The following is a 20,592-nucleotide window of genomic DNA, read 5'->3' as shown; positions in this document are numbered from 1 at the left end:
AAAGTTGAATTTTTATACAGAATAGATTTTGACAAATTTTAAAATTTCAAAAAATATTCAAACTATAAAATCTACATTTGAATTTTTTTCGAATTCCGCAAAATAAAACTAAGGTTTTATGAAAAAACAAATAACTTTAAAGAATTTCGAAGCAATATAATTTTATGTTATAATATAAAAAGTATTTTCAAAATTATTTAATAATATATCAAGGAGGAATTTTTTAATAATGGCAAAAGAAAGTAAAACAAATGCTATGAGAATTTTGGATCGCAATAAAATTATGTATACAACTCATAGTTACGAAAATAAAGATGGTAAAATTGATGGTGTTGCAGTTGCTCACAAGATAGATAAGGATGTTAATTCTGTTTTCAAAACACTAGTTACTCAAGGTCATTCAAAAGAATTTTATGTTTTTGTAATTCCAGTTGCTGCCGAATTAGATATGAAGAAATGCAGCAAAGTTGCTGGAGAAAAAAATATCGAAATGATTCATGTAAAAGATATTAACAAAATTACAGGTTATATTAGAGGTGGCTGTTCCCCACTTGGTATGAAAAAAGCTTTTAAAACATTTATTCAAAAAGAAGCCTTATTGTTTGAAACAATAGTTTTTAGCGGCGGTAAAATAGGCGCACAAATAGAAATGAATCCACTCGATCTCGAAAAAGTTATAGATTGCTCATTTATGGATGTAATAAAATAAGCTACAAATACATAGGTTGAACTCCTCTACTAACTCATAAAATAAATTAAAATTTATAACACAACCTCATATTTTTGTTGAATTTAGAATATATTTCATTGAAACAATCTATAAGGCTATGAGTTAAATATGATCAAAACAATTGAGGACTTATTTAAATATATTAACACAGAGGATCAAATAATTCTTATGCAGAAAAATTATAAATTTACCTCTCCCCTTATCATAGGTAATACTTCTAAAATTATAGGTAATAGCTGCGAATTATCTGGTCTCCTACTTATATGCAATGATATCATTATAGAAAATGTTACATTTTCAAATTCAGAAGATATAATTAATATACGAAGTGATTCTAAAATTAAGTTTAATAAATGTACCTTTATTGGAAATAACACAAATACTGCAATAATCTTAGAACCACATTCTAATTCTTCTGTGTCTTTAAAACAGTGTACATTCTCTAGATTTGTCTCTGTCATTTCTGTAAATGAGAACAATTATCTCCCGTTGCTTAAAAATTGTATTTTTCAATTTTGTACTTTAGCTATAGACAAAATTGTTAGCAATTCTTATATTAATGTTAATTAAATTAAAAATAATTTAATGTTTAATTCTAAAGAATCTATCTTTCTTAAATTTTATGAATTATTCAATACTTATGATTATTATAACTTCTGTTTTGAATTATGCAAGAACAATAATTTTGCAAGAATTTTTGGCAAAAATAATTCCATAATTTTGATACTATTTAATTTTATGCAAGAAATATTAAGGAATTAAATCACTTGTTAAATAATTGTTTCTATTGTACTACTATTTTTTTAAATGAAGGTATCTACTATTTGGATTATAATACCGAAATAAATGGTATCCTTATCACTAAACCAGTAAATTTAATTGGTATAAACTCCCGTACTTTAACAAAACTCAACGAAGATTCAACAAAATATGCTATAACAATAAACTCATCTAATGTTAGAATAAGTAATTTTAAAATAGATGGTAGTGAAAATTTTTTATTTAGAGATGCTATACATTTTGAGGAAAACGGTGGCGAAAACATTGTTATAGATAATATAGAAATTACACGAATAACTAGACGTGGAATTTCATTCTTTGGGAAAAATACAAATAACTGCTTAGTTGAAAATTGTAGATTTTCTTATATAAAGGAACAAGTGAATTTACTGCTAAAATAACATCTTCAAAAATTACTAATATTCCTTGTTCTCTTGTGACAAATTCATTATATCCTAATGACCCATTAAAGAAGACGTTAATAATAGGAAAAATTGATCATTTAAATCCTACAGATTCAGATAAGGCTTTAATAAATTTAATAGTTCCAACAAATGAAACTTATACAATAACAATATACAAAAATGACGTAGCTAATATTAGTGCATCAAAAGATATAAAATTAGTTCCATATAGTGCAATATCAGATCCCAAAACTGATATAACTGTAACAACTACAGGAAATAGAATTGCAAAAATTCTTTTCAAATATCCTATTAGAAATGCATTTAGCAGTGTACCTGTAGATGCTAGTGGAAATCCAATAACTACTGGTACTGCTTCTGGTCATATATTATATAATTTTTATGCTTTATATTACAATAGAGATACCAATTCTTCAATAGATCCTACAAAAGGCGAATGGAGCGGTGCCATTAATCTTGATAATCCATCACTTACTGCAACTTTATCTTCAGATGGAAAAGCCTTAATATTACAAGATACGCTTCTTTCAATTCCTTTAACAGAAGATATATCTCACATTTTAGCTGTAAATAAAGGAAAATATTACTTAGATCCAACAGATAAAAATAAAGTTTTAACTGATTATAGTGAAGAACAAAGAATTATTCCATCAATGGAAGTTGGATTTGACGTAAGTATAACATCAACACCTGCTGTTCCTATTAGTGCTGTTGCACCTGTTAGAAATCAAATTACTATAACATTTAGCAATGCCGTGTTAACACCTTATTTTACTAGCACTAACCCTATTTCTAATGCTAAAATATTATTTTTATCCGATGGAAGCATAGTAAAACTTTCTTCAATTAAAAGAGTTCCTGATACTTTTAATTCACTAATTTTTAATATAGATAATAGCAATCCATTACCATCAGGAATTATTACTATTGGAGTTGGTTCACCAAAAACAGATTCTGGTGATTTAATAGATGCATGTGGATATATAGTACCTTTTACAAAATTAGCTGTAAATGTAGGTAGTATTCCTCCTACTTTAGAATCTGCAGTTCAAGATACTGATTCATCTAATAAAGATAATACTGTTATAGATTTAACTTTCTCAACTTCAATGCTTTCTGATGTATCTGGAAAAGGTGCTAACAATCCGGCTAATTATACTTTCTTAGATTCAAGCGGCGTTTCTCAGCCAATACAAGCTACTGAATTTATAACTGGTTCAAATAATTCAAAAATTAAAATGACATTTAAAAATTTATTAGGTGCAGGATTATACACTTTAAAAATACAAGCTAATGCTATAACTGATAGTATTGGAGAAAATATAGCTTATACAACTTATTCTGTAACAATAGAAGATACAACACAACCTTCTGTTATAGAAATCATTGGATTAAACTCTAAAACTGGTGATACTGCAATAACAGATAGCTCTAATGCTCTTATTATTAAATACAAAACACCAATGAATATAATCGGTGGTACTGCAAATAGTACTTGTGCTGCAGATAAAATTGATAATTATAAATTCTATGAATCAACCGTTTCTGCAACTAATGCACCATTACCAATCGGAACTGTAGCCACACCATTAAAAAATAATAACTGGATTAGATTTATATTACCAGTTGGTACGTATCCAACATTTGATACAGCCGCCCATGATGGAACTCCTAACCCAAATTACAGTATTTATATTGGATATACTGGTCTTGATACTATTAATTATGTTTGCAACACATCCGGTAATATATATCCACTTTGCAGCCTTAAGACAATAACTGCAACAGTTCCTTTAATCGATTTAAGTAAAGGTACAGCTGAAATTATTTCTGATTCTGAACTTGTATACACTTATACAGATGGTTCTATAGTTAATGGTCAATTTTATCATAACGAATTCAACAAAATAGATGCTTCGGATTTTGTAATCGGAGTAAGTGACAAGATTATAACCACCCCAACTCCACTATCAATTAAAGACGTTTCTTTATCACAAGATGGTACAAAAATCACTTTCACTTTTGATCCAAAAACTTTTACTTCCGCTTATAAATACGCATATATTGGCGCTAGCGAAAGTAATACAATAATTGATATTTTTGGAAAAGGATTAACTGGATTACCTTACAATAAAGAAATCATAAATAGCGTTCCTTCAACATTAGTTGGTATAAGTTTAACTGATATTAGCCGTACACCAGTAGCTGGATCAATAGCAAATGGATATCCAGTTACAATTGCATTTAAATTCTCAAATGCAATCAAGAATACAAGTGCAAGTGATTTCCTAATAGCATTTAACAATGCTATTAATATCCCTATAGACAGCGCTACAATTAGCACCGTTAATGCAAATACTATAATTCTGAAAGGCACAATTCCTTATATAGCCACTGATGAATTAATAAATTCTATTGCTATAAGAACTAGTGCAGATAGTTCATTCCTTTCAACTAAAGATATAAACGGAAATACAATTAAATCATTTAATTACCTTTTTGTCGATAATCTATCAGTCGAAATTGCTAATATGACATTCTTAGCATCTGACGATTTAAATGGGGCATCATTAACAGCTGTATTTAATAAAGATTTAGATTTTACTACTAACCCATTACTTTCAGTTGCAAATTCTAAAACTGGTATAGACTTTACTAATTAAAACTTTACTGATAATGCCTCAAATTTAGCAATTGCATCTATAAGCTTAGGAACCGGTATTACTAGCTTGGGTACTATTATTTTAACTAAAGTTACTAAAGCAGCAGGTGGAATATTTACTAATGCAGCTTTAGACACATCATTTACTATTAACGTTAAAAAAGGAAATTCAAATTCTGAATTAATTATAACATTTACAACAACTACAAACGTTCCAGCACCTCTTAATATAAGCAATTTAGCTTAATTGAATATACTGGTGCACCATATCTATTCATGGATAAGACTAACGCTATCTACGTTAATACTAGCTCAGATTACAACGCTAATGCGGCCTTAAAATAATTTGTTTTGTTAAGAAAAATTAAATATTTTTAAATAAAGAAAAAATCTAAGGTAATTAGAATCATTCTAATTACCTTAGATTTATATATTTCCTATATTTATTCAACAACTTCGCCAATTAAAGAGAATGAATTTGCCTTAATTATTTTCACATTTACTAATTTACCTATTAATTCTTTGCAACCTTCAAAATTTACAAGTTTTGCATTTCTTGTTCTACCAGTTAATTTAGCTTCATCATTTTTGCTGTATCCTTCTACTAGTACTTCTACTATTTTACCTTCCATAACTTTGTTACCTGAAATAATACCCTCATTCACTGCTTCTACTAATCTATTAAATCTATTATGTTTAATATCATCAGGGATTTGATTTTCCATTTTATCTGCTGGGGTATGATTTCTTCTAGAGTATATAAAAGTAAATGCAGCATCATATCTAACTTGTCTAACTAAATCAAGAGTACCTTCAAAATCCTCCTCAGTTTCTCCAGGGAAACCAACAATTAAATCTGTTGAGAAAGTTACATCTGGAATCTCTTCTCTTATTTTTTTAGCTAAATCTAAATAATAATCTCTAGTATAGTGTCTATTCATCTCTTTTAAAATTCTATCACTTCCACTTTGTACTGGCAAATGAATTTGCTCACATAATTTTTCACAGTCTCTTATAGCACGGATAACATCTAATGTTAAATCCTTAGGATGAGATGTCATAAATCTAATTCTTTCAATACCTTCTATTTCATTTAATCTTCTTAAAAGATCTGCAAAAGTTATTTCTTCTTCTAATCCATTACCATATGAATTAACATTTTGGCCTAAAAGAGTTACTTCTTTATATCCCTTTGCCACTAAATCTTTAATCTCATTTTCTATATCTTGTGGTTTTCTACTTCTTTCTCTTCCTCTAACATAAGGCACTACACAATATGTACAAAAATTATTGCATCCATACATAATAGTTACAAAAGCCTTAATATCACTTTTTCTATCAATTGGAACCCCTTCAACTATTTCTGTTTCTTTATCCATTATTTCCTTAATTTGAACACCCTCAGTTTTAACTCTATTTAAATATTCTGGAAATTTATAAGAATTGTGTGTTCCAAATATTATGTCAACATATGGGAACCTATTAAGTATTTCATCAGCCATTCCCTTTTGTTGCATCATGCAACCACATATAGCTATTATTAAATCTGGATTCTTTTCTTTTTGCTTCTTTAATCTTCCAAGATTTCCGTAAACTTTATTCTCAGCATTTTCTCTAACGCAACATGTATTAAAAATAATAATTGAAGCTTCTTCTCTAACATCGGTATTTTCATAACCTTGTCTTTTAAGCATACCTGAAAGTTTTTCAGAATCCTCTTCATTCATTTGACATCCCCATGTTTCAACATAAAAGAGTTTTTTGCTTTCAACTTTATCTAGTGTTTCTATATCAAAATTCATTATTTGTTCCTCCATTTTTATTTACAATGTCTTTAGTATTATAACAAATAATTTATTATATTAAAAGAGGTCAAGAATTTAGTTGAATAAATTAACACTATACATAGTTTTAAACTTAGATAAGTCATATATAAAAAGATTACCCTAAATATAAAACATATTTAGGGTAATCACAAAAATTTATTTAGTTTATAATCTACTTAAGAATAGGAATAGTAATTTCTCAATTAAATTGATTATGTATAATTTACATTGCCCTTCCAGGTAAAACTGCATCTAATATTCCTATAACTAAAGCAGCTAATAATGATCCTATTATAGACACTCTCATATTAGGAACTATGAATTGTGCTATATATAATATTATCGCAGCAATAACAAATCCTTTAATTCCCTTTCCAAATGGTGATGCATCAACTCCCATAAATGATTCTACTAAATAATCTAATACTGTTATAACAATTGCTGCTAATAAAAATGACCATAGTCCATTAATACTAAAACCAGGTGTTAAAAATGATGTTATTGCTAAAATAACTGCAATCATAACAAACCTGCCTATCCAACCAGATATACTACTTTTATGTACTTGTTGTTCATTATGTTCTTTATGTGCCATTAATATTCCTCCTTTATAAAAAAATTTTATAGGACCATATGTATAGTATGCTCAGATTATAAATAATTATAATAATTTATTAGAAGTTTTATATAAAAAAAATAAAGACTTAAACAATTTTTAATCTAAGTCTTTACTAAATAATTTTATATATTTTTCTATAGGATCTTCAAATAGATTTTCTTTACTTGAGTTCGCATTTTTAATTCTTTCTAAAAAAGCTCTGTTCACACCATGTGTTTTTGCGATTAGTAACACATTTTCCTGTTGTTTTTTAGGTATATTTTTTATTGCTTCTTTAACTTCATCAATTTGTGCTCGATTCATGTGTTTCCTCCTATTGGATTAGCTTATAATTTAACCTATTCCTTTATACCAAGTTGTAAACAAACCACATTCCCTAAAGCCAATTTTATTATATAGAGCTAATGCTATGTAGTTTGTCTTCTCTACTCTAATATACACTCTATCTATAGAATCTTCATAACATAACTTAATTAAATATTTAACTAACGATTCTCCGTATCCTTTATTTCTATACTCGCTTAGAATTCCAAAGTTAACTATCGTATATATACCTTTGTTGTAAATTATTTGACCATAGCCTACTGGATCATCATAATCATTGTATAAAAATACTGAATAATCATCTATATAATACGATTCATCTTCTTCTGCGTAAATATCATTTATTGTTAACGGAGTTCTTCCTTTATCATTGAATATTGAATTTTGTATATCGCATCTTAATTTTTCATCTCTTTTTTTCTTAAAATGCTTAAAACTTAATGATGTATCATAAAGATTATTATAGCAATTTATACTAGCTATTCTCATTAAAATTGTTTCACATTCACTATTAAATTGTAATTTATTCATAATATATCTTGTTTTCAAATTATCTGTAGTATCAAACTTGAGTGCACAACTTTTTAGTGACGCTAATAAAGATATGTCTATTAATTCCAAATACTCATCTTTTACATATAACGCATAGATATTACTTAAACCTCGATTAGATGGATATTCATACCAAATATATCCTATATACTCATCTTTTATTTTAAATAATTTAATTTGCTTTCTAATAATATATTTTAATATAAAACATTCATCATTGTATATTTCAAAAAAATCTTTATCGCATATATAAGCATTTTCATTTGCATTGTACAGTTTTTTAAAAGATTCGATATTAAAAAGTGATAAATTTTCAACCAAAATCATAAAGTTTCTCCGTTTCTTCTTTAATAAGTAAATTATAATTCTTATATGTATTCTAGTCAACCAACAAATCACCAATTATTACCAAAAAATATCGTATATATAGCACATTCTATATATACGATATTCATATAATTTAAATTAATAAATATTTATTTTTAGATTAAATATCTTTTATGCTTAAGCTGATTCTTTTGTTTTCTTCATCAACACTTAGTATTTTAGCTTTAATTTCTTGACCTACCTTTAAAACTTCTGAAGGATGCTCTATTCTATTATGAGATATTTTAGAGATATGAACTAATCCATCTACTCCAGGTTCTAATTCTACAAAAGCGCCAAAATCATTAAGTCTTACTACTTTTCCAAGAACTATTGAATCTTCAGGATATTTTTCTTTAACATTATCCCAAGGCTTTGGCATTAATTCCTTCATACTTAAAGATAATTTCTTAGCTTCTTTATCAAGACCAATAATTTTAACTTCTATTATTTGACCTTCTTTTAAAATGTCTTCAGCTTTCTTAACATGACTCCAAGAAATTTGTGATAAATGTAATAATCCATCGATTCCATTTATTTCAACAAATGCTCCAAAGTTTGTAAATCTCTTAACTTCACCTTTAACTACATCTCCTAAGTTAAAACTTTCCCAAGCTTTAACATCTTGTTCATTTTTCTCAGCTTCAATTAATATTCTTCTTGATGCTACAATTTTTATAGGATTTTTTAAAGAAAAATCAATTAATTTAACTTCTATTGTCTTTCCAACATATGATTCTTTATCTTTAGTAAATTTATTATCGATTTGTGAAGCAGGTACAAAGATTCTAACCCCTTTATAGTTTGCTACTAATCCTTTTTCCTTAGCTTCTCTAATAGTTATTTCAAAAGTTTTTCCTTGAGTAAATAGTTCTTCAAGTTCTTTAAAGGCTTCTTCTCTTTCATATTCTAATCTAGATAAAACTACATATCCATCACTATTTTGAAGCTTTATAACTTTTGCTTTAATAGTATCACCTACATTAAGTTTTTCTGCTAATTCTATTGGATCTTCTTTTGCTGATAACTCAGAAAAAGATATAACACCATCACTCTTATATCCTACTAATGAAACTAATATAGAATCTCTAGTTTTAGAAAGTATTTCTCCTTCAACTTCATCTCCAATAGCAAATCTTTTATCTAGCTCATTCATTAATGATAATTGATCTTCAAAATTATTATTTTCTGCATTCATAGTATTAAGTACCTCCCTAATAATCCAATCTGGTGTTGATGCACCAGCTGTAACTCCTATTTTTTTTATATTATTATTAATAAAATCCTCTGGTAGTTCTGTTAAATTTTCTATATGAATTGTTTGTTCACAATTTTCTTTTGCAATTTGATACAATTTAGTAGTATTAGAACTATTTTTTCCTCCAATGACAATCATCGCATCTACTTCTTGAGAAACTTTTTCTGTACTTCTTTGTCTAACATCAGTAGCTGCACAAATAGTATTAAAAGATATTAGTTCTTTTACTTTTGATAAGTTTTTTAAAGTATTCTCCCAATTTTTTAATTTCTCAGTAGTTTGGGATACTACACAAACCTTCTGTGGAATATCTTCCTCAAAAGTACCATCTTTAGTGATTATAGCTTTATGATTACACCATCCATTTATTCCTATAACTTCTGGATGATTTTTATCACCTAATATTACTATATGATAACCTTCCTTGGAATATTTCTTAACCTTCTTTTGAATATTTGTAACAAAAGGACAGGTTGCATTTACAACTTCAAATTGTTTTTCTTCCAGCATAGTCAAAATTTCTTCAGGAACTCCATGAGATCTTATAACAATTACATCGCCTTTATTTAATTGATCCACTTCATTTAATTCTATAGAAAATATATTATTTTCTTCTAAGAATTTAACTACATCGTTATTATGTATTAAGGGACCTAATGTATAAATTTTTGCATTATGTTCCTTTTGAATTTTAAGAGCTTCTTTAACAGCTCTCTGAACTCCAAAGCAAAACCCAGCATTATTTGCTAAAACTACTTCCCTCATCGCTTTTGTATCTCCTTATTTTTTCCCTTTTCTTATGTACTCATTAATTTTTTCTACAACTCCATTAATATCAAGTTTGGTGCTATCTATTTCTATAGCATCATCAGCTTTTTTTAATGGATCAGTTGGTCTATGAGTATCTTTATAATCTCTATCTATTATATCTTTTAGAATTTGGTCATATGAACATTCTATATTTCTCTTTTGTAATTCTTTAAATCTTCTATTTGCTCTTTCATCAGCACTAGCTGTCAAAAAGAATTTAAAGCTCGCATCTTTAAGTACAACAGTTCCAATGTCCCTACCATCCATAATAACATCAAATTTATTTGACATATCTCTTTGAAGTTTTACAAGTATTGATCTAACTTCTGGAATACTAGCATAATTTGATACTATATTGCTTATTTCTGGCATAGTTATCTTTTCTTGAATATTTTCTCCATCAACTATTAAATCATCATTTTCAAAATGCATTTCCATTTTGCTTATTAATTTACATATTTCATCGACTTTATTTGAAGATAAACCGTTCTCCTTAGCTTTTAAAGCAACTGCCCTATACATTGCTCCTGTATTTATGTACATAAGGTTATATTCCTTACCAACTAGTTTGGCAATTGTGCTTTTACCCGCTCCTGCTGGTCCATCTATTGCTACTGAAATTTTCAAATTATCCGCCTCATTTCTTCGCCTCATAGTTTTCGCTTACAATAAGATTATACAATTTTTAACTCTTTCTAACAAGGATTAAATATTATTTCCAGCTATAAATCCTGTTGCAAAAGCTATTTGAACATTATACCCACCGGTAAAGGCATCTACATCCATTACTTCTCCACAAAAGGAAAGATTGCTAATTATTTTTGATTTCATCGTTGAAGGATCTATTTCTTTTATATCAACTCCACCTGCTGTAACTATTCCTTCTGCAAGTGGTCTTAAACCTTTAATATCATACGTTAAATCTTTAATTACATTAACTAATTTCTTTCTTTCCTCTTTAGTTATTTCATTTACTTTCTTAGTTTCAGAAATACCACTCAGTTCAATAACAGTTGGAATTAATTTTTGAGGTAGTAATTCATCCAACGAATTTTTAAAGTCTTTATTTAAATACTTATTAAAATCTTTTTGAACTCTCTTATCTAATTCTCCTAAATTTAGAGCAGGTTTTAAATCAATATGTAATTTGTATTCTTTATCCTTCTTTATAAATCTACTTCCACTTAATACAAGTGGTCCTGAAACTCCAAAATGCGTAAATAACATTTCTCCAAAATTCTTATATACTACTTTTTTATCATTTTCCTTAATAACAATTTCTACATTTCTTAACGACAATCCCATAAGTTCTCTTGTCTTAGAATCTTTTATTTCAATTGGAACAAGAGCTGGAGTAAGCGGAATTATATTATGCCCTAATTTTTTTGCAAATTCCTGCCCTTCCCCTCTAGAACCAGTAAGAGGATATGATGCTCCTCCTGTTGCCATAATATAATAATCTCCAACTAAACTTTCTTCATTGTTTATCATAAGTTCAGTTATTTTTTTATCTTTAAATTTAATATCTGTTACTTTTGAGTTTAATCTAATTTTAACATTTGTTCTGCTTAATGCATTTGATAATCCACGTATTATATCTGAAGACTTATCTGATTGTGGAAAAACTCTATCTCCTCTTTCAACTTTTAATTTAATTCCTTCTTTCTCAAAGAAATTCATAGTATCATCATTTGTAAAACTATATAATGAACTGTATAGAAAATGAGGATTACCTGGTATGTACTCAAAAAATTCTGATATATCTTTTGCATTAGTAACATTACATCTTCCTTTACCTGTAATAAAAAGCTTTTTCCCAATTCTTTCATTACCATCTAATAATATCACTTCGTGATTTTTTGATGCCTCTATAGCAGCCATCATACCAGCAGGTCCTGCTCCTATAACAATAACTTTACTCAATTTTTAAAATCAGCTCCTTAATTGTATTTCTTTAGGCATAATCATAAAAATAATAAACCAAAGATGCGATGCATATTTCTTGTCATACAAGGAGAGAATTTATGCTCATAGTGGGTCTATTAGCACAATTTGTTGACGTAGTATGACATGGAATATGCAAGCATACTGGTCTATTATTTTTTTGATTGTGCCTTAAATGTCATAACTTTTTCATTATACTAAATATGTCGAATTTAATCCAACTTAATAAGTATATATAATGAAAATTGATTTATAGCCCAGCCATCTATTAACACATTTCAATTTCAAATTAAAATTTATCTATACAGATCATTATATATTACATTAAATACTTCTAGGGATTCCTGTATTTTAGATTTTAAGATCAATTTTTTATTTTCTAATTCCTTGTATCCTTTTTCAGTTAAATAATATGTCTTTTGGAATTTCTTATCAATATCATCCCATTGTCCCTCAATAAGCTCGTCAGTTTCTAACCTTTTCAAAAGCGGATAAATTCCGCCTGTGCTAGGGGTCCATTTTCCTTTTGTTCTAACACCAATTTTATGTGATATTTCATTTCCGTTAGTTGGACCTAAAGATAAAATATATAATACATATATAGGTAACAATCCTTTTGTAAAAATTTGAGTACCTGATTTTTTTTCCTGCTTAGCTTTTTTTAAAGCAGCAACTTTATTTTTATATTCCTCATATAATCTTTTTTCCTCTGCTTTTATATCTTCTATGCTTTGAAAATCCAATTTGCCACTCATATTCAATCTACCTTTTCTATTGCAAGACCCACTAAACCAGGGCCAGTATTTACTCCAAGCGCAGGGCCTATTGTTCCTGCTAAAGTACATTCAACAACATTTGGTAAATCCTTTATTTCTTTATATAATGCTTCAACTTTATCCTCACCATATCCATCTAAAATCCAGGCTTTGTATTTATGTTTTTCTAAATATCCTTTAAATATATTAGTCATTTTTGATACTGCTTGTTTTGAGCCTCTTACTTTTGCAGCAGTTCTATAAGTACCATCATCAGCTACAGTTATTATTGGCTTAACATTTAAAAGGTTTCCAATTGTTCCTGCAACTTTACCAATTCTACCACCCTTTTGAAGATATTCTAAAGTATCTAATGTAAAAAACAAGTCAATTTTTTCTCTAAATGTAGGTAGGATTTTACATATTTCTCTAAATGACTTTCCTTCTTTTATTAGATTTGCAGTTTCTAAAACCATAGCCCCTTGAGCCATAGTCAAAGTTTTTGAGTCAAAGATAAAAGTCTCGAGGTCTGAGAATTCTTGACATACTAACCTCACAGCATTATAAGTTCCTGAAAAAGCTTTTGATATTGTAATTATAATAGCATGAGTATATCCCTCATCCACAACATTCTTAAGAGTAGTATGTATTTTTTCTATACTTGGTAATGATGTTTTAGGAATTTCAGTAGATAAACGCTCATACATCATTTTAGGCGTTATTTCAGTTCTATCTTCATATTCCCCTTCACTATATATAACTTTAAAAGGTAGTAATTTTATATTATTTTCTTTTAAAAGTTCAACACTAATGTCAGAAGCACTATCTGTTATCAATGCTATCTTTTCCATTATCATGCCTCCTTATATTAAAAATTTATAATTTTAATTATATCACTATTGATATAATTAGCAATAATGATATAAGGCACATTCAAAAAAAATAACAAGCCCATCTGCCAAGCCTATTTTGCATCATGCTGCGTTAGTGGATTCCTCTAATAGCCTGCTATGAGACAAATCCACTTCCTTGCCTGATGCAAAATAATCATGACATTTTGGACTTGTTATTTTATTTCATGTGCCTAATTTCTATTTAATTATTACGCCAAGAAGTTTGCAAAGTTCAACCGCTTGAAGAGGCGATATTATTGCATCTTTTAATTCCTTTCCTGTAAGTAATATTTCAGATATATCGCTATCCCTAAAATCTATATTCTTCAAATATGTATTTGTGAATTCTCCGCCACTTATATTGCATTCCTTAAATGCGATTTTATTAAAACTACATTCTAAAAATACAGCTCCTTGAATATTACAAGATTTGAAATTAATTGATTTCATTTTAGAATAACTAAAATTTGAATATCTTCCAAGAACATTTTCAAATAAAATATTCTGTAGGTTACATCCTGAAAAGTTAGTTCCAATAAGTTTGCAGTCTTTAAATTCAATTCTGTGCAGACTTCCATCTGAAAAATCAACATTTGATAAATCACAATTTTCAAATACTACATCTATCATATCTATATTATTAAAAGAACATTCATCAAAAACAACATTTATAAAATGACAGGAGTTTATTTCAACTCTTTCTTGTTCTATATTATTCAATTTATAATTTTCTAAAGAATAATTTGCTAGATATCTCTCTGTTACTAGTTTATGATCTACATTTTTATTTTCATTAAATAAAATTTCTAATTTAGGTTTCAATACTTTGATTAAATCAGACATCTCTTCGCCCACTTTCATATATAATTTCAAAAAATAATGTTATAATTCTTTTTTAATTTGTACTAATTATAAACTAATAATATAAACTATTCCATATAAATGAATATTCACAAATATAATTAAATCTATATATTTTTATAATAAAACAAACTTTAATACAAAAAACAAAACACACGACAAATTTTAATTTTTGTCGTGCGCTTTTCACATTATTAAATTTCACAATAAACTTTATAAGCAAGTTTTACTAACATCTTATATAATATAGAACTTCCTATTAATATTATAGCCATTGCTATAATAAATATTATTATATAATTTTTTAAAAATATAGATGCAAGTACAAGAATAACACCTAATATAAATGCTATAAGCATAATAATTAATGGCATATAATTGCTTTTTAACATAGCCCTTTCATTATCCCAACTTAACTTAGGAGATCTAAAGTCTAAATATAGACCAAAGAAAGTTATTAATACAATCGATCCAATTGCTGAAATAATTCCTAGTAGCAATAATATTGGGCTAGCTTTTACTAATATTAATCCTAAAGCTATTATTATTGCTCCAATTTCATTTATGCAAAGAGATGATAAAATCTTAGAATATAACTGAATTTTATAGTCAATTGGTATATACTTTGATACTATAAAATCTTTTCCTTCTCTGGAAAGTGCTGTTGATGCTGCTCCACCAGTCATTATGCATATGGTTCCACCTATGAATGAAACTGCTATAGTTATTGAATACCAACTTGTTCCTTGATTTAATAGAACTCTATATTTTGATAAATTATCACCAGAGAACATTGTCATGCCAAGTATCGCAGGCATATAAAATATCATTGCAACACAGTTAACAAAAAATTGAGGTGTCCTAAGTAAAACTTTAATATCTCTTTTAATTAACGCTTTTAATGGTGAATTGGTTCGAATTAATTTAGAAGCTTTTCCATTCTTAATAATATCTTCTCTTCTACTATAAGATTCTGAAATTCCTACTATCCCTTTAAGATACAATTTACCCCCAATGTAATAGTATAAAATGAATATTAAAATACTTAAAGCTAAAGATAATAAAATATATAATAAACCTTTCAATTCATTATTGTATACTAATGCATAAGCTGAAAACTTATTTGTTAAAAAGATTCCTATTGTCATATCCATAACACTATTATTGCCTTCTGAAAGTTTTTTTAGAATTTGATCTGAATTCATATTTCTCCCTGAACCTGAAGTAAAGTAATTAAACAAAATAATAATAATCAATGATAAACATCCAGTTAGCATTTTAAAAGCATCCTTATGCTTAGATAAAGTTGTAAACCTCATAAGTATCATACATATAACTGAAGCAAAAATCATTGGAAGTATAGGTGTTACAATAAGCACAATTATTGCATATATATAATACGTCAAATTTGCACTTGATACAATTCCATAAGCTGCAAGTGGCAAAATCATCATTGCATCATAAATATACATATTAATTAATACTGCAGCAAATTTACCAAATACTATTTCACTACTTTTAAAAGGCAGTGGTAATATTACCTCTATATCCTGAGAAAAATAAAATACATTCATTATTGTATATATACCAAAGAAAAAAAAGACAGCTGATCCAAGTGATAATACTGTAGCTAATAATGTTCCTTCTTGTCCCATAGAATGGAATGATTTATATGATTCACCAACCATAATTGTAAACGGCATCGATAGCATACTAACCGTAAAAATCATAAGAATAACTATAAAAACTGGTTTAAGCTTACTACCAGCGAACATTTCATCAAGAGCATTTCTTATAAAATATTTTGTTATTATCTTAAGCCTTTTCATCTTCAGTAATCTCCAAAAACATTTCTTCTAATGATTCATTTTCTTTAAATTCATCTCTCAACTCACTTAAAGTTCCATTAAATATTAATTGCCCTTTATTAATTATAGCTACCTTATCACACACTTTTTCAGCAACCTCTAACACATGAGTAGAAAAAATTACTGTATTACCTGCATCCGCATGCTCTCTCATCATTTCTTTTAGTATAAATGCTGATTTTGGATCTAATCCTGTCATTGGTTCATCAAGAATCCACACTCTTGGATTATGTACCATTACTCCCATTAATATTATCTTTTGCCTCATTCCATGTGAGTAAGTTTGTATTTTATCACCAATTGCAGAATTCATTTCGAATCTTTTTGACATATCTTTTATTCTTGATGTTCTATCTTCTTGTGAAACATTATATACATCTGCCATAAAGTTCAAATATTCTATTCCTGTCAATCTTAAAAACATATCAGGATTATCTGGAACATATCCAAATTGCTCCTTAGCCTTAATTGGTTCCTTGCTAATGTCAATCTTGTTTATTTCTATTTTGCCTTTTGATGGTGCTATTATTCCAGTTATCATTTTAATTGTTGTTGTTTTACCTGCACCATTCGGACCAAGCAACCCATAAATTTCACCTTCTTTAATTTCTAAATTTAAATTATCTACTGCTTTGTATTTTCCATTATAACTTTTTGTTATATTTTCTATATTTATCATTTATTCCCCTCCTATTTGATATATTATATCAGATCTTACTAGTTTAATATCTTAAATAATACTTAAAATTAATAGAACTTTGAGTTTTAGCTTTGATTTATATAATAAATATTTGATAGTGTTGATAAATCAACAGTAAAATTAAAAGGCTGATATGGTTTATGACTTTCTATAGAACAGAGTATTGTAGAGTGGCATCACGGGAAAAGATATATTAAAATTTCTAAAGATAAAGGTGCAACTTTTAATATATCTTTTCTTACAATCACAAAAGCAATTCCTTTGTCGAACAAATGTTCTAAAGACTAAAAAACCTCATTTAATGAGGCCCTCACTAGTTTTATTATTTTTTACAAAAGGTAAAATACATTATAATAAGCCTTAATATATGTTTTATTATTAGTTATTCTTTGCATATTAAAGTATCTTATGCTAATAAAAAGTTTTAATAATTATCAGAATTATTCACATAGTATTACTAAAGGATTATTCTATGTTTATGCTAAAAAATCAAATATATAATAAAGAGAATAATTAAGCTTAGTACTCTTTATATATGTTAAATTATATATAGGATTAGGAGGAAAATAATTTATTATGACACAAATAGTAAAAAGAGGTTTTGTTTCTTCTGATAAAACTGAATTTAATAATACAAATATAGATTTATTGAAGAAAGCACAAAAGGACATTTGTTTTTTATTAAATAGAGGCTATAAGATTGATAAAACTATTGAATTTATAGGTAATCATTTTCTTTTTTCAGCAAGGCAGAGGTTAGCTTTAAAAAGAAGTTTATGCTCTTATGATGATTTTAAAAAAAGAGAGAATCATAAAATAATAAATGGATATAAAAATAATACAATACATATTGATGGATTAAACATAATAATTACACTTGAGGTAGCACTTTCTAACTCTACTTTAATTAGAGGTATGGATGGAACAATTAGAGATTTAGCTGGACTTCGTGGAACATACAAACTAATTGATAAAACAGATATTGCAATAAACTTAATAGGTTTAAAGCTCAATAAAATGAAACCCAGAAAAGTAATATTTTATTTAGATTCACCTGTTTCAAATACTGGAAGATTAAAACAAAAAATTTTAGAAGTTTTATCTATATATAATTTTGAATTAGAAGTTAATCTTGTGCCTAATGCAGATGTTATCTTGAGTAAATTAAGTTACGTTGTAACTAGTGATGGAATTATCTTAAATACATGTGATAGTTGGATTAACTTAGTATATGAGATCATGAATGAAGAATTACCTAATACTTCCTATATAGATTTTAAAATTTAAAATAATAAATTAACTTTATTTAATAATAAAATAATTACTTTAAAATTCTTTATTACTCTTGTATATAATATTATAATTGGTATTTCTTTTGATAAAAAAAATACAACAATTTAGTTTTTTTGAATATATTATTTATAACTAATAAATGAGGAGTAAAATATAAATGTTAGATAGTAACGATACTACTTATGAAGATGATATTAAATTTACAAACTTTGATTCTTTCAATAAAGAAAAATCATTTTTTATATCACCAGATGACGACAGATTCCCTCAAGGTGGTAATCCTTCACCTGGTTTTAATTATCCAGGCGGATCATTCAATCCTCCTGGAATGCCTAAAAGTCCACCACCTAATTATACTCCTAAAAAAAATGATAAAGGAGTTCAAAAATTCACTCAAACTGGAGCTGCTCCTGGAACTAAAGCTGTAAGCCAGAACTCAATAAAGTTCTGTCTATTTAAATACACATACATTTGGGAAACAAGTGGTAGAAGTTATTGGGCATTCTTGCTTAGTGTTGATAAAATTTCTGTATCTGGATTTAGATGGTTTCGTGGACGATGGGTTTATTTCGGTATAGATTTAAGGAGAATTGATTCTTTTGTATGCTATAGATCAACTTCAGAAAATAATTGTGATGATTGTAGCAATTATAGAAGTGCTAATAAATTATTACAAAATACAAATAAAGAATTTTCTTTAAGCGGCACTAAAGATATATATACTCATATTTTAGCATCAATAGATGTTCCAGAAATAAAAGAAGATTTTATAACTCAAACTGTTGGGTATGTAGTTGATGATAAGATAGAAAGCAATATACCTTGCTTAAAGGCCAGAAACATGGGGTATAGAATTATTTTAGAGATAAAATATCCAAGTGATTACAATACAAGTCTAAAAAAACAAATAAATGAACTAGCTAATAAGGCAAGTATTGATGCATATAAGTCAGTTATGAACAATAATAGATATTCACAACTTGAAATTTTTAAATCATCACCAAAACTAATTCCTGAATTGCTTGAAAACTTTTCTAACTTATTTGATTCTAAACTTAAATCATTAGATTCATCTTCAGACAATTATACCGGAATAAGTTATTCAATTAGAGAAGAAAAAATAAATAATAACTGGAAATCTTACTCTGTATAGTAATAGGCAATTAAAATAATAATAATAAATTTATAAATAACAACTCAAAATAAAATCTCGTGTTAATTCAATTGTGAATTAACACGAGACTTTATTTGATTCGTTATTTATATAGTTCTTCAACTTTCTCCCAATTAATTATATTCCATATGTTCTTAACATACTCAGCTCGTAAATTTTTATATTTTAGATAGTACGCATGCTCCCAAATATCGATTGTTAATATAGGTGTAAAGCCACAACTTAATGGAGTATTTTGATTTAGTGTATTTAAAACTTTTAGTTTTCCATGTTTATCCCTAACAAGCCATCCATATCCCGAACCAAATTGATTTATTGATACATTATTAATTTCTTCTTTTAAATTATCTAAAGTTCCAAATGCTTTATTTATTTCCTTCAACAGCTTGCCTTCAGGATATTTTTTGGGGTAAGGTGAAAGAATTGAAAAGTATAAGTTATGATTTGCCACTCCTCCCCCTTGATTTATAACTGTTTGTCTAATGCTTTTAGGAATCTTACTTATATTTGAAAGTATTTCTTCTAAAGTTTTTCCATTTGTGAATTTTTCATAACCTTCTAGCGCCTTGTTTAACTTATCTACATAAGCTTGTAAATGTTTTGTGTAATGTATCCTTATAGTTTCTTCATCAATATACGGTTCAAGGGCATTATACGAGTATGGTAATTCAATTTTGTCATATTTCATATATATCTATCTCCTCTTAAAATACTATAGTATATATATACAAAACTCCATAAGAATAATTACA

At 27.4% G+C, this 20,592-nt stretch carries 20 protein-coding genes; 5 read left to right on the top strand and 15 right to left on the bottom strand.

The window, feature by feature from the left end:
- Window positions 1–229 precede the first annotated feature (229 nt).
- Window positions 230–709, top strand: a complete 480-nt coding sequence (ybaK, locus tag CLSA_RS10850) for a Cys-tRNA(Pro) deacylase (protein WP_022746372.1) — start codon at window positions 230–232, stop codon at window positions 707–709.
- A 200-nt stretch (window positions 710–909) separates the two neighbouring features.
- Here ybaK and CLSA_RS22070 read toward each other — a convergent pair whose 3' ends face one another.
- Complete coding sequence (locus CLSA_RS22070; RefSeq protein ID WP_140395232.1) at window positions 910–1,191, bottom strand: hypothetical protein; 282 nt, start codon at window positions 1,189–1,191, stop codon at window positions 910–912.
- A 363-nt stretch (window positions 1,192–1,554) separates the two neighbouring features.
- Between CLSA_RS22070 and CLSA_RS22065 the strand changes: the two genes are divergently transcribed.
- Together CLSA_RS22065 and CLSA_RS10840 are read left to right on the top strand one after the other, a co-directional pair.
- Window positions 1,555–1,911, top strand: coding sequence for a right-handed parallel beta-helix repeat-containing protein (locus tag CLSA_RS22065; RefSeq protein ID WP_052334803.1), 357 nt, complete (start codon window positions 1,555–1,557; stop codon window positions 1,909–1,911).
- Between the two features lie 35 nt (window positions 1,912–1,946).
- A complete protein-coding gene (locus CLSA_RS10840; RefSeq protein ID WP_022746369.1) occupies window positions 1,947–4,598 on the top strand; it encodes a hypothetical protein in 2,652 nt (883 codons plus the stop codon).
- On the opposite strand, the gene CLSA_RS22060 is transcribed toward CLSA_RS10840, so the two are convergent.
- From CLSA_RS22060 to CLSA_RS10780, 13 genes are all read right to left on the bottom strand, one after another.
- The gene (locus tag CLSA_RS22060) at window positions 4,595–4,834 is read right to left on the bottom strand and encodes a hypothetical protein (protein ID WP_022746368.1); all 240 of its coding nucleotides are present in this window, start codon (window positions 4,832–4,834) and stop codon (window positions 4,595–4,597) included. The two genes, CLSA_RS10840 and CLSA_RS22060, sit on opposite strands and share 4 nt — an antisense overlap.
- Before the next feature lie 206 nt (window positions 4,835–5,040).
- Complete coding sequence (miaB, locus tag CLSA_RS10835; RefSeq protein ID WP_022746367.1) at window positions 5,041–6,399, bottom strand: tRNA (N6-isopentenyl adenosine(37)-C2)-methylthiotransferase MiaB; 1,359 nt, start codon at window positions 6,397–6,399, stop codon at window positions 5,041–5,043.
- 247 nt (window positions 6,400–6,646) lie between these two features.
- Complete coding sequence (locus tag CLSA_RS10830; protein WP_022746366.1) at window positions 6,647–7,018, bottom strand: phage holin family protein; 372 nt, start codon at window positions 7,016–7,018, stop codon at window positions 6,647–6,649.
- A gap of 120 nt (window positions 7,019–7,138) precedes the next feature.
- A complete protein-coding gene (locus tag CLSA_RS10825) occupies window positions 7,139–7,345 on the bottom strand; it encodes a hypothetical protein (RefSeq protein ID WP_022746365.1) in 207 nt (68 codons plus the stop codon).
- A gap of 30 nt (window positions 7,346–7,375) precedes the next feature.
- Window positions 7,376–8,245 (bottom strand): GNAT family N-acetyltransferase, encoded by an 870-nt coding sequence (locus tag CLSA_RS10820; protein WP_022746364.1) that lies wholly within the window; start codon window positions 8,243–8,245, stop codon window positions 7,376–7,378.
- A gap of 160 nt (window positions 8,246–8,405) precedes the next feature.
- On the bottom strand, window positions 8,406–10,307 hold the full coding sequence (locus CLSA_RS10815) for a bifunctional 4-hydroxy-3-methylbut-2-enyl diphosphate reductase/30S ribosomal protein S1 (RefSeq protein ID WP_022746363.1): 1,902 nt from the start codon (window positions 10,305–10,307) through the stop codon (window positions 8,406–8,408).
- Window positions 10,308–10,322: 15 nt separating this feature from the next.
- Complete coding sequence (cmk, locus tag CLSA_RS10810) at window positions 10,323–10,979, bottom strand: (d)CMP kinase (protein ID WP_041716239.1); 657 nt, start codon at window positions 10,977–10,979, stop codon at window positions 10,323–10,325.
- 78 nt (window positions 10,980–11,057) lie between these two features.
- Complete coding sequence (locus CLSA_RS10805; protein WP_022746361.1) at window positions 11,058–12,275, bottom strand: BaiN/RdsA family NAD(P)/FAD-dependent oxidoreductase; 1,218 nt, start codon at window positions 12,273–12,275, stop codon at window positions 11,058–11,060.
- Between the two features lie 317 nt (window positions 12,276–12,592).
- A complete protein-coding gene (locus CLSA_RS10800) occupies window positions 12,593–13,051 on the bottom strand; it encodes a PadR family transcriptional regulator (protein WP_022746360.1) in 459 nt (152 codons plus the stop codon).
- 2 nt (window positions 13,052–13,053) lie between these two features.
- Window positions 13,054–13,902 carry a DegV family protein gene (locus CLSA_RS10795; RefSeq protein WP_022746359.1) on the bottom strand — a complete coding sequence of 283 codons (849 nt, stop codon included), beginning with the start codon at window positions 13,900–13,902 and terminating at the stop codon, window positions 13,054–13,056.
- 240 nt (window positions 13,903–14,142) lie between these two features.
- Window positions 14,143–14,787 (bottom strand): pentapeptide repeat-containing protein, encoded by a 645-nt coding sequence (locus CLSA_RS10790; protein WP_041716238.1) that lies wholly within the window; start codon window positions 14,785–14,787, stop codon window positions 14,143–14,145.
- A gap of 212 nt (window positions 14,788–14,999) precedes the next feature.
- The gene (locus CLSA_RS10785) at window positions 15,000–16,634 is read right to left on the bottom strand and encodes a putative ABC transporter permease subunit (protein ID WP_022746357.1); all 1,635 of its coding nucleotides are present in this window, start codon (window positions 16,632–16,634) and stop codon (window positions 15,000–15,002) included.
- Window positions 16,621–17,352 (bottom strand): ABC transporter ATP-binding protein, encoded by a 732-nt coding sequence (locus CLSA_RS10780; protein ID WP_022746356.1) that lies wholly within the window; start codon window positions 17,350–17,352, stop codon window positions 16,621–16,623. Before CLSA_RS10780 ends, CLSA_RS10785 begins: the two co-directional genes overlap by 14 nt.
- 597 nt (window positions 17,353–17,949) lie before the next feature.
- On the opposite strand from CLSA_RS10780, the gene CLSA_RS10775 reads away from it, so the two are divergent.
- On the top strand, window positions 17,950–18,660 hold the full coding sequence (locus CLSA_RS10775; RefSeq protein WP_022746355.1) for a DUF434 domain-containing protein: 711 nt from the start codon (window positions 17,950–17,952) through the stop codon (window positions 18,658–18,660).
- A gap of 163 nt (window positions 18,661–18,823) precedes the next feature.
- Window positions 18,824–19,819, top strand: coding sequence for a hypothetical protein (locus tag CLSA_RS10770; protein ID WP_022746354.1), 996 nt, complete (start codon window positions 18,824–18,826; stop codon window positions 19,817–19,819).
- Window positions 19,820–19,922: 103 nt separating this feature from the next.
- Here the strand turns inward: CLSA_RS10770 and CLSA_RS10765 are convergent, their stop codons facing one another.
- Window positions 19,923–20,528 (bottom strand): superoxide dismutase, encoded by a 606-nt coding sequence (locus tag CLSA_RS10765; protein WP_022746353.1) that lies wholly within the window; start codon window positions 20,526–20,528, stop codon window positions 19,923–19,925.
- Window positions 20,529–20,592 lie beyond the last annotated feature (64 nt).

The organism is Clostridium saccharobutylicum DSM 13864 (genome assembly GCF_000473995.1).
Taxonomy (GTDB): Bacteria; Bacillota; Clostridia; order Clostridiales; family Clostridiaceae; genus Clostridium; species Clostridium saccharobutylicum.
This window is presented reverse-complemented; position numbering and strand designations above follow the sequence as displayed.

Excerpts from the sequence above, each read along its gene's own strand:
- CLSA_RS10800 (WP_022746360.1), bottom strand. The coding sequence starts at position 13,051 with ATGAGTGGCAAATTGGATTTTCAAAGCATAGAAGATATAAAAGCAGAG.
- CLSA_RS10775 (WP_022746355.1), top strand. The coding sequence starts at position 17,950 with ATGACACAAATAGTAAAAAGAGGTTTTGTTTCTTCTGATAAAACTGAA.
- CLSA_RS10820 (WP_022746364.1), bottom strand. The coding sequence starts at position 8,245 with ATGATTTTGGTTGAAAATTTATCACTTTTTAATATCGAATCTTTTAAA.
- CLSA_RS10790 (WP_041716238.1), bottom strand. The coding sequence starts at position 14,787 with ATGTCTGATTTAATCAAAGTATTGAAACCTAAATTAGAAATTTTATTT.
- CLSA_RS10815 (WP_022746363.1), bottom strand. The coding sequence starts at position 10,307 with ATGAGGGAAGTAGTTTTAGCAAATAATGCTGGGTTTTGCTTTGGAGTT.
- CLSA_RS10765 (WP_022746353.1), bottom strand. The coding sequence starts at position 20,528 with ATGAAATATGACAAAATTGAATTACCATACTCGTATAATGCCCTTGAA.
- CLSA_RS10830 (WP_022746366.1), bottom strand. The coding sequence starts at position 7,018 with ATGGCACATAAAGAACATAATGAACAACAAGTACATAAAAGTAGTATA.
- CLSA_RS22070 (WP_140395232.1), bottom strand. The coding sequence starts at position 1,191 with ATGACAGAGACAAATCTAGAGAATGTACACTGTTTTAAAGACACAGAA.
- CLSA_RS10795 (WP_022746359.1), bottom strand. The coding sequence starts at position 13,902 with ATGGAAAAGATAGCATTGATAACAGATAGTGCTTCTGACATTAGTGTT.
- ybaK (WP_022746372.1), top strand. The coding sequence starts at position 230 with ATGGCAAAAGAAAGTAAAACAAATGCTATGAGAATTTTGGATCGCAAT.
- miaB (WP_022746367.1), bottom strand. The coding sequence starts at position 6,399 with ATGAATTTTGATATAGAAACACTAGATAAAGTTGAAAGCAAAAAACTC.
- CLSA_RS10825 (WP_022746365.1), bottom strand. The coding sequence starts at position 7,345 with ATGAATCGAGCACAAATTGATGAAGTTAAAGAAGCAATAAAAAATATA.
- CLSA_RS10770 (WP_022746354.1), top strand. The coding sequence starts at position 18,824 with ATGTTAGATAGTAACGATACTACTTATGAAGATGATATTAAATTTACA.
- CLSA_RS10785 (WP_022746357.1), bottom strand. The coding sequence starts at position 16,634 with ATGAAAAGGCTTAAGATAATAACAAAATATTTTATAAGAAATGCTCTT.
- CLSA_RS10780 (WP_022746356.1), bottom strand. The coding sequence starts at position 17,352 with ATGATAAATATAGAAAATATAACAAAAAGTTATAATGGAAAATACAAA.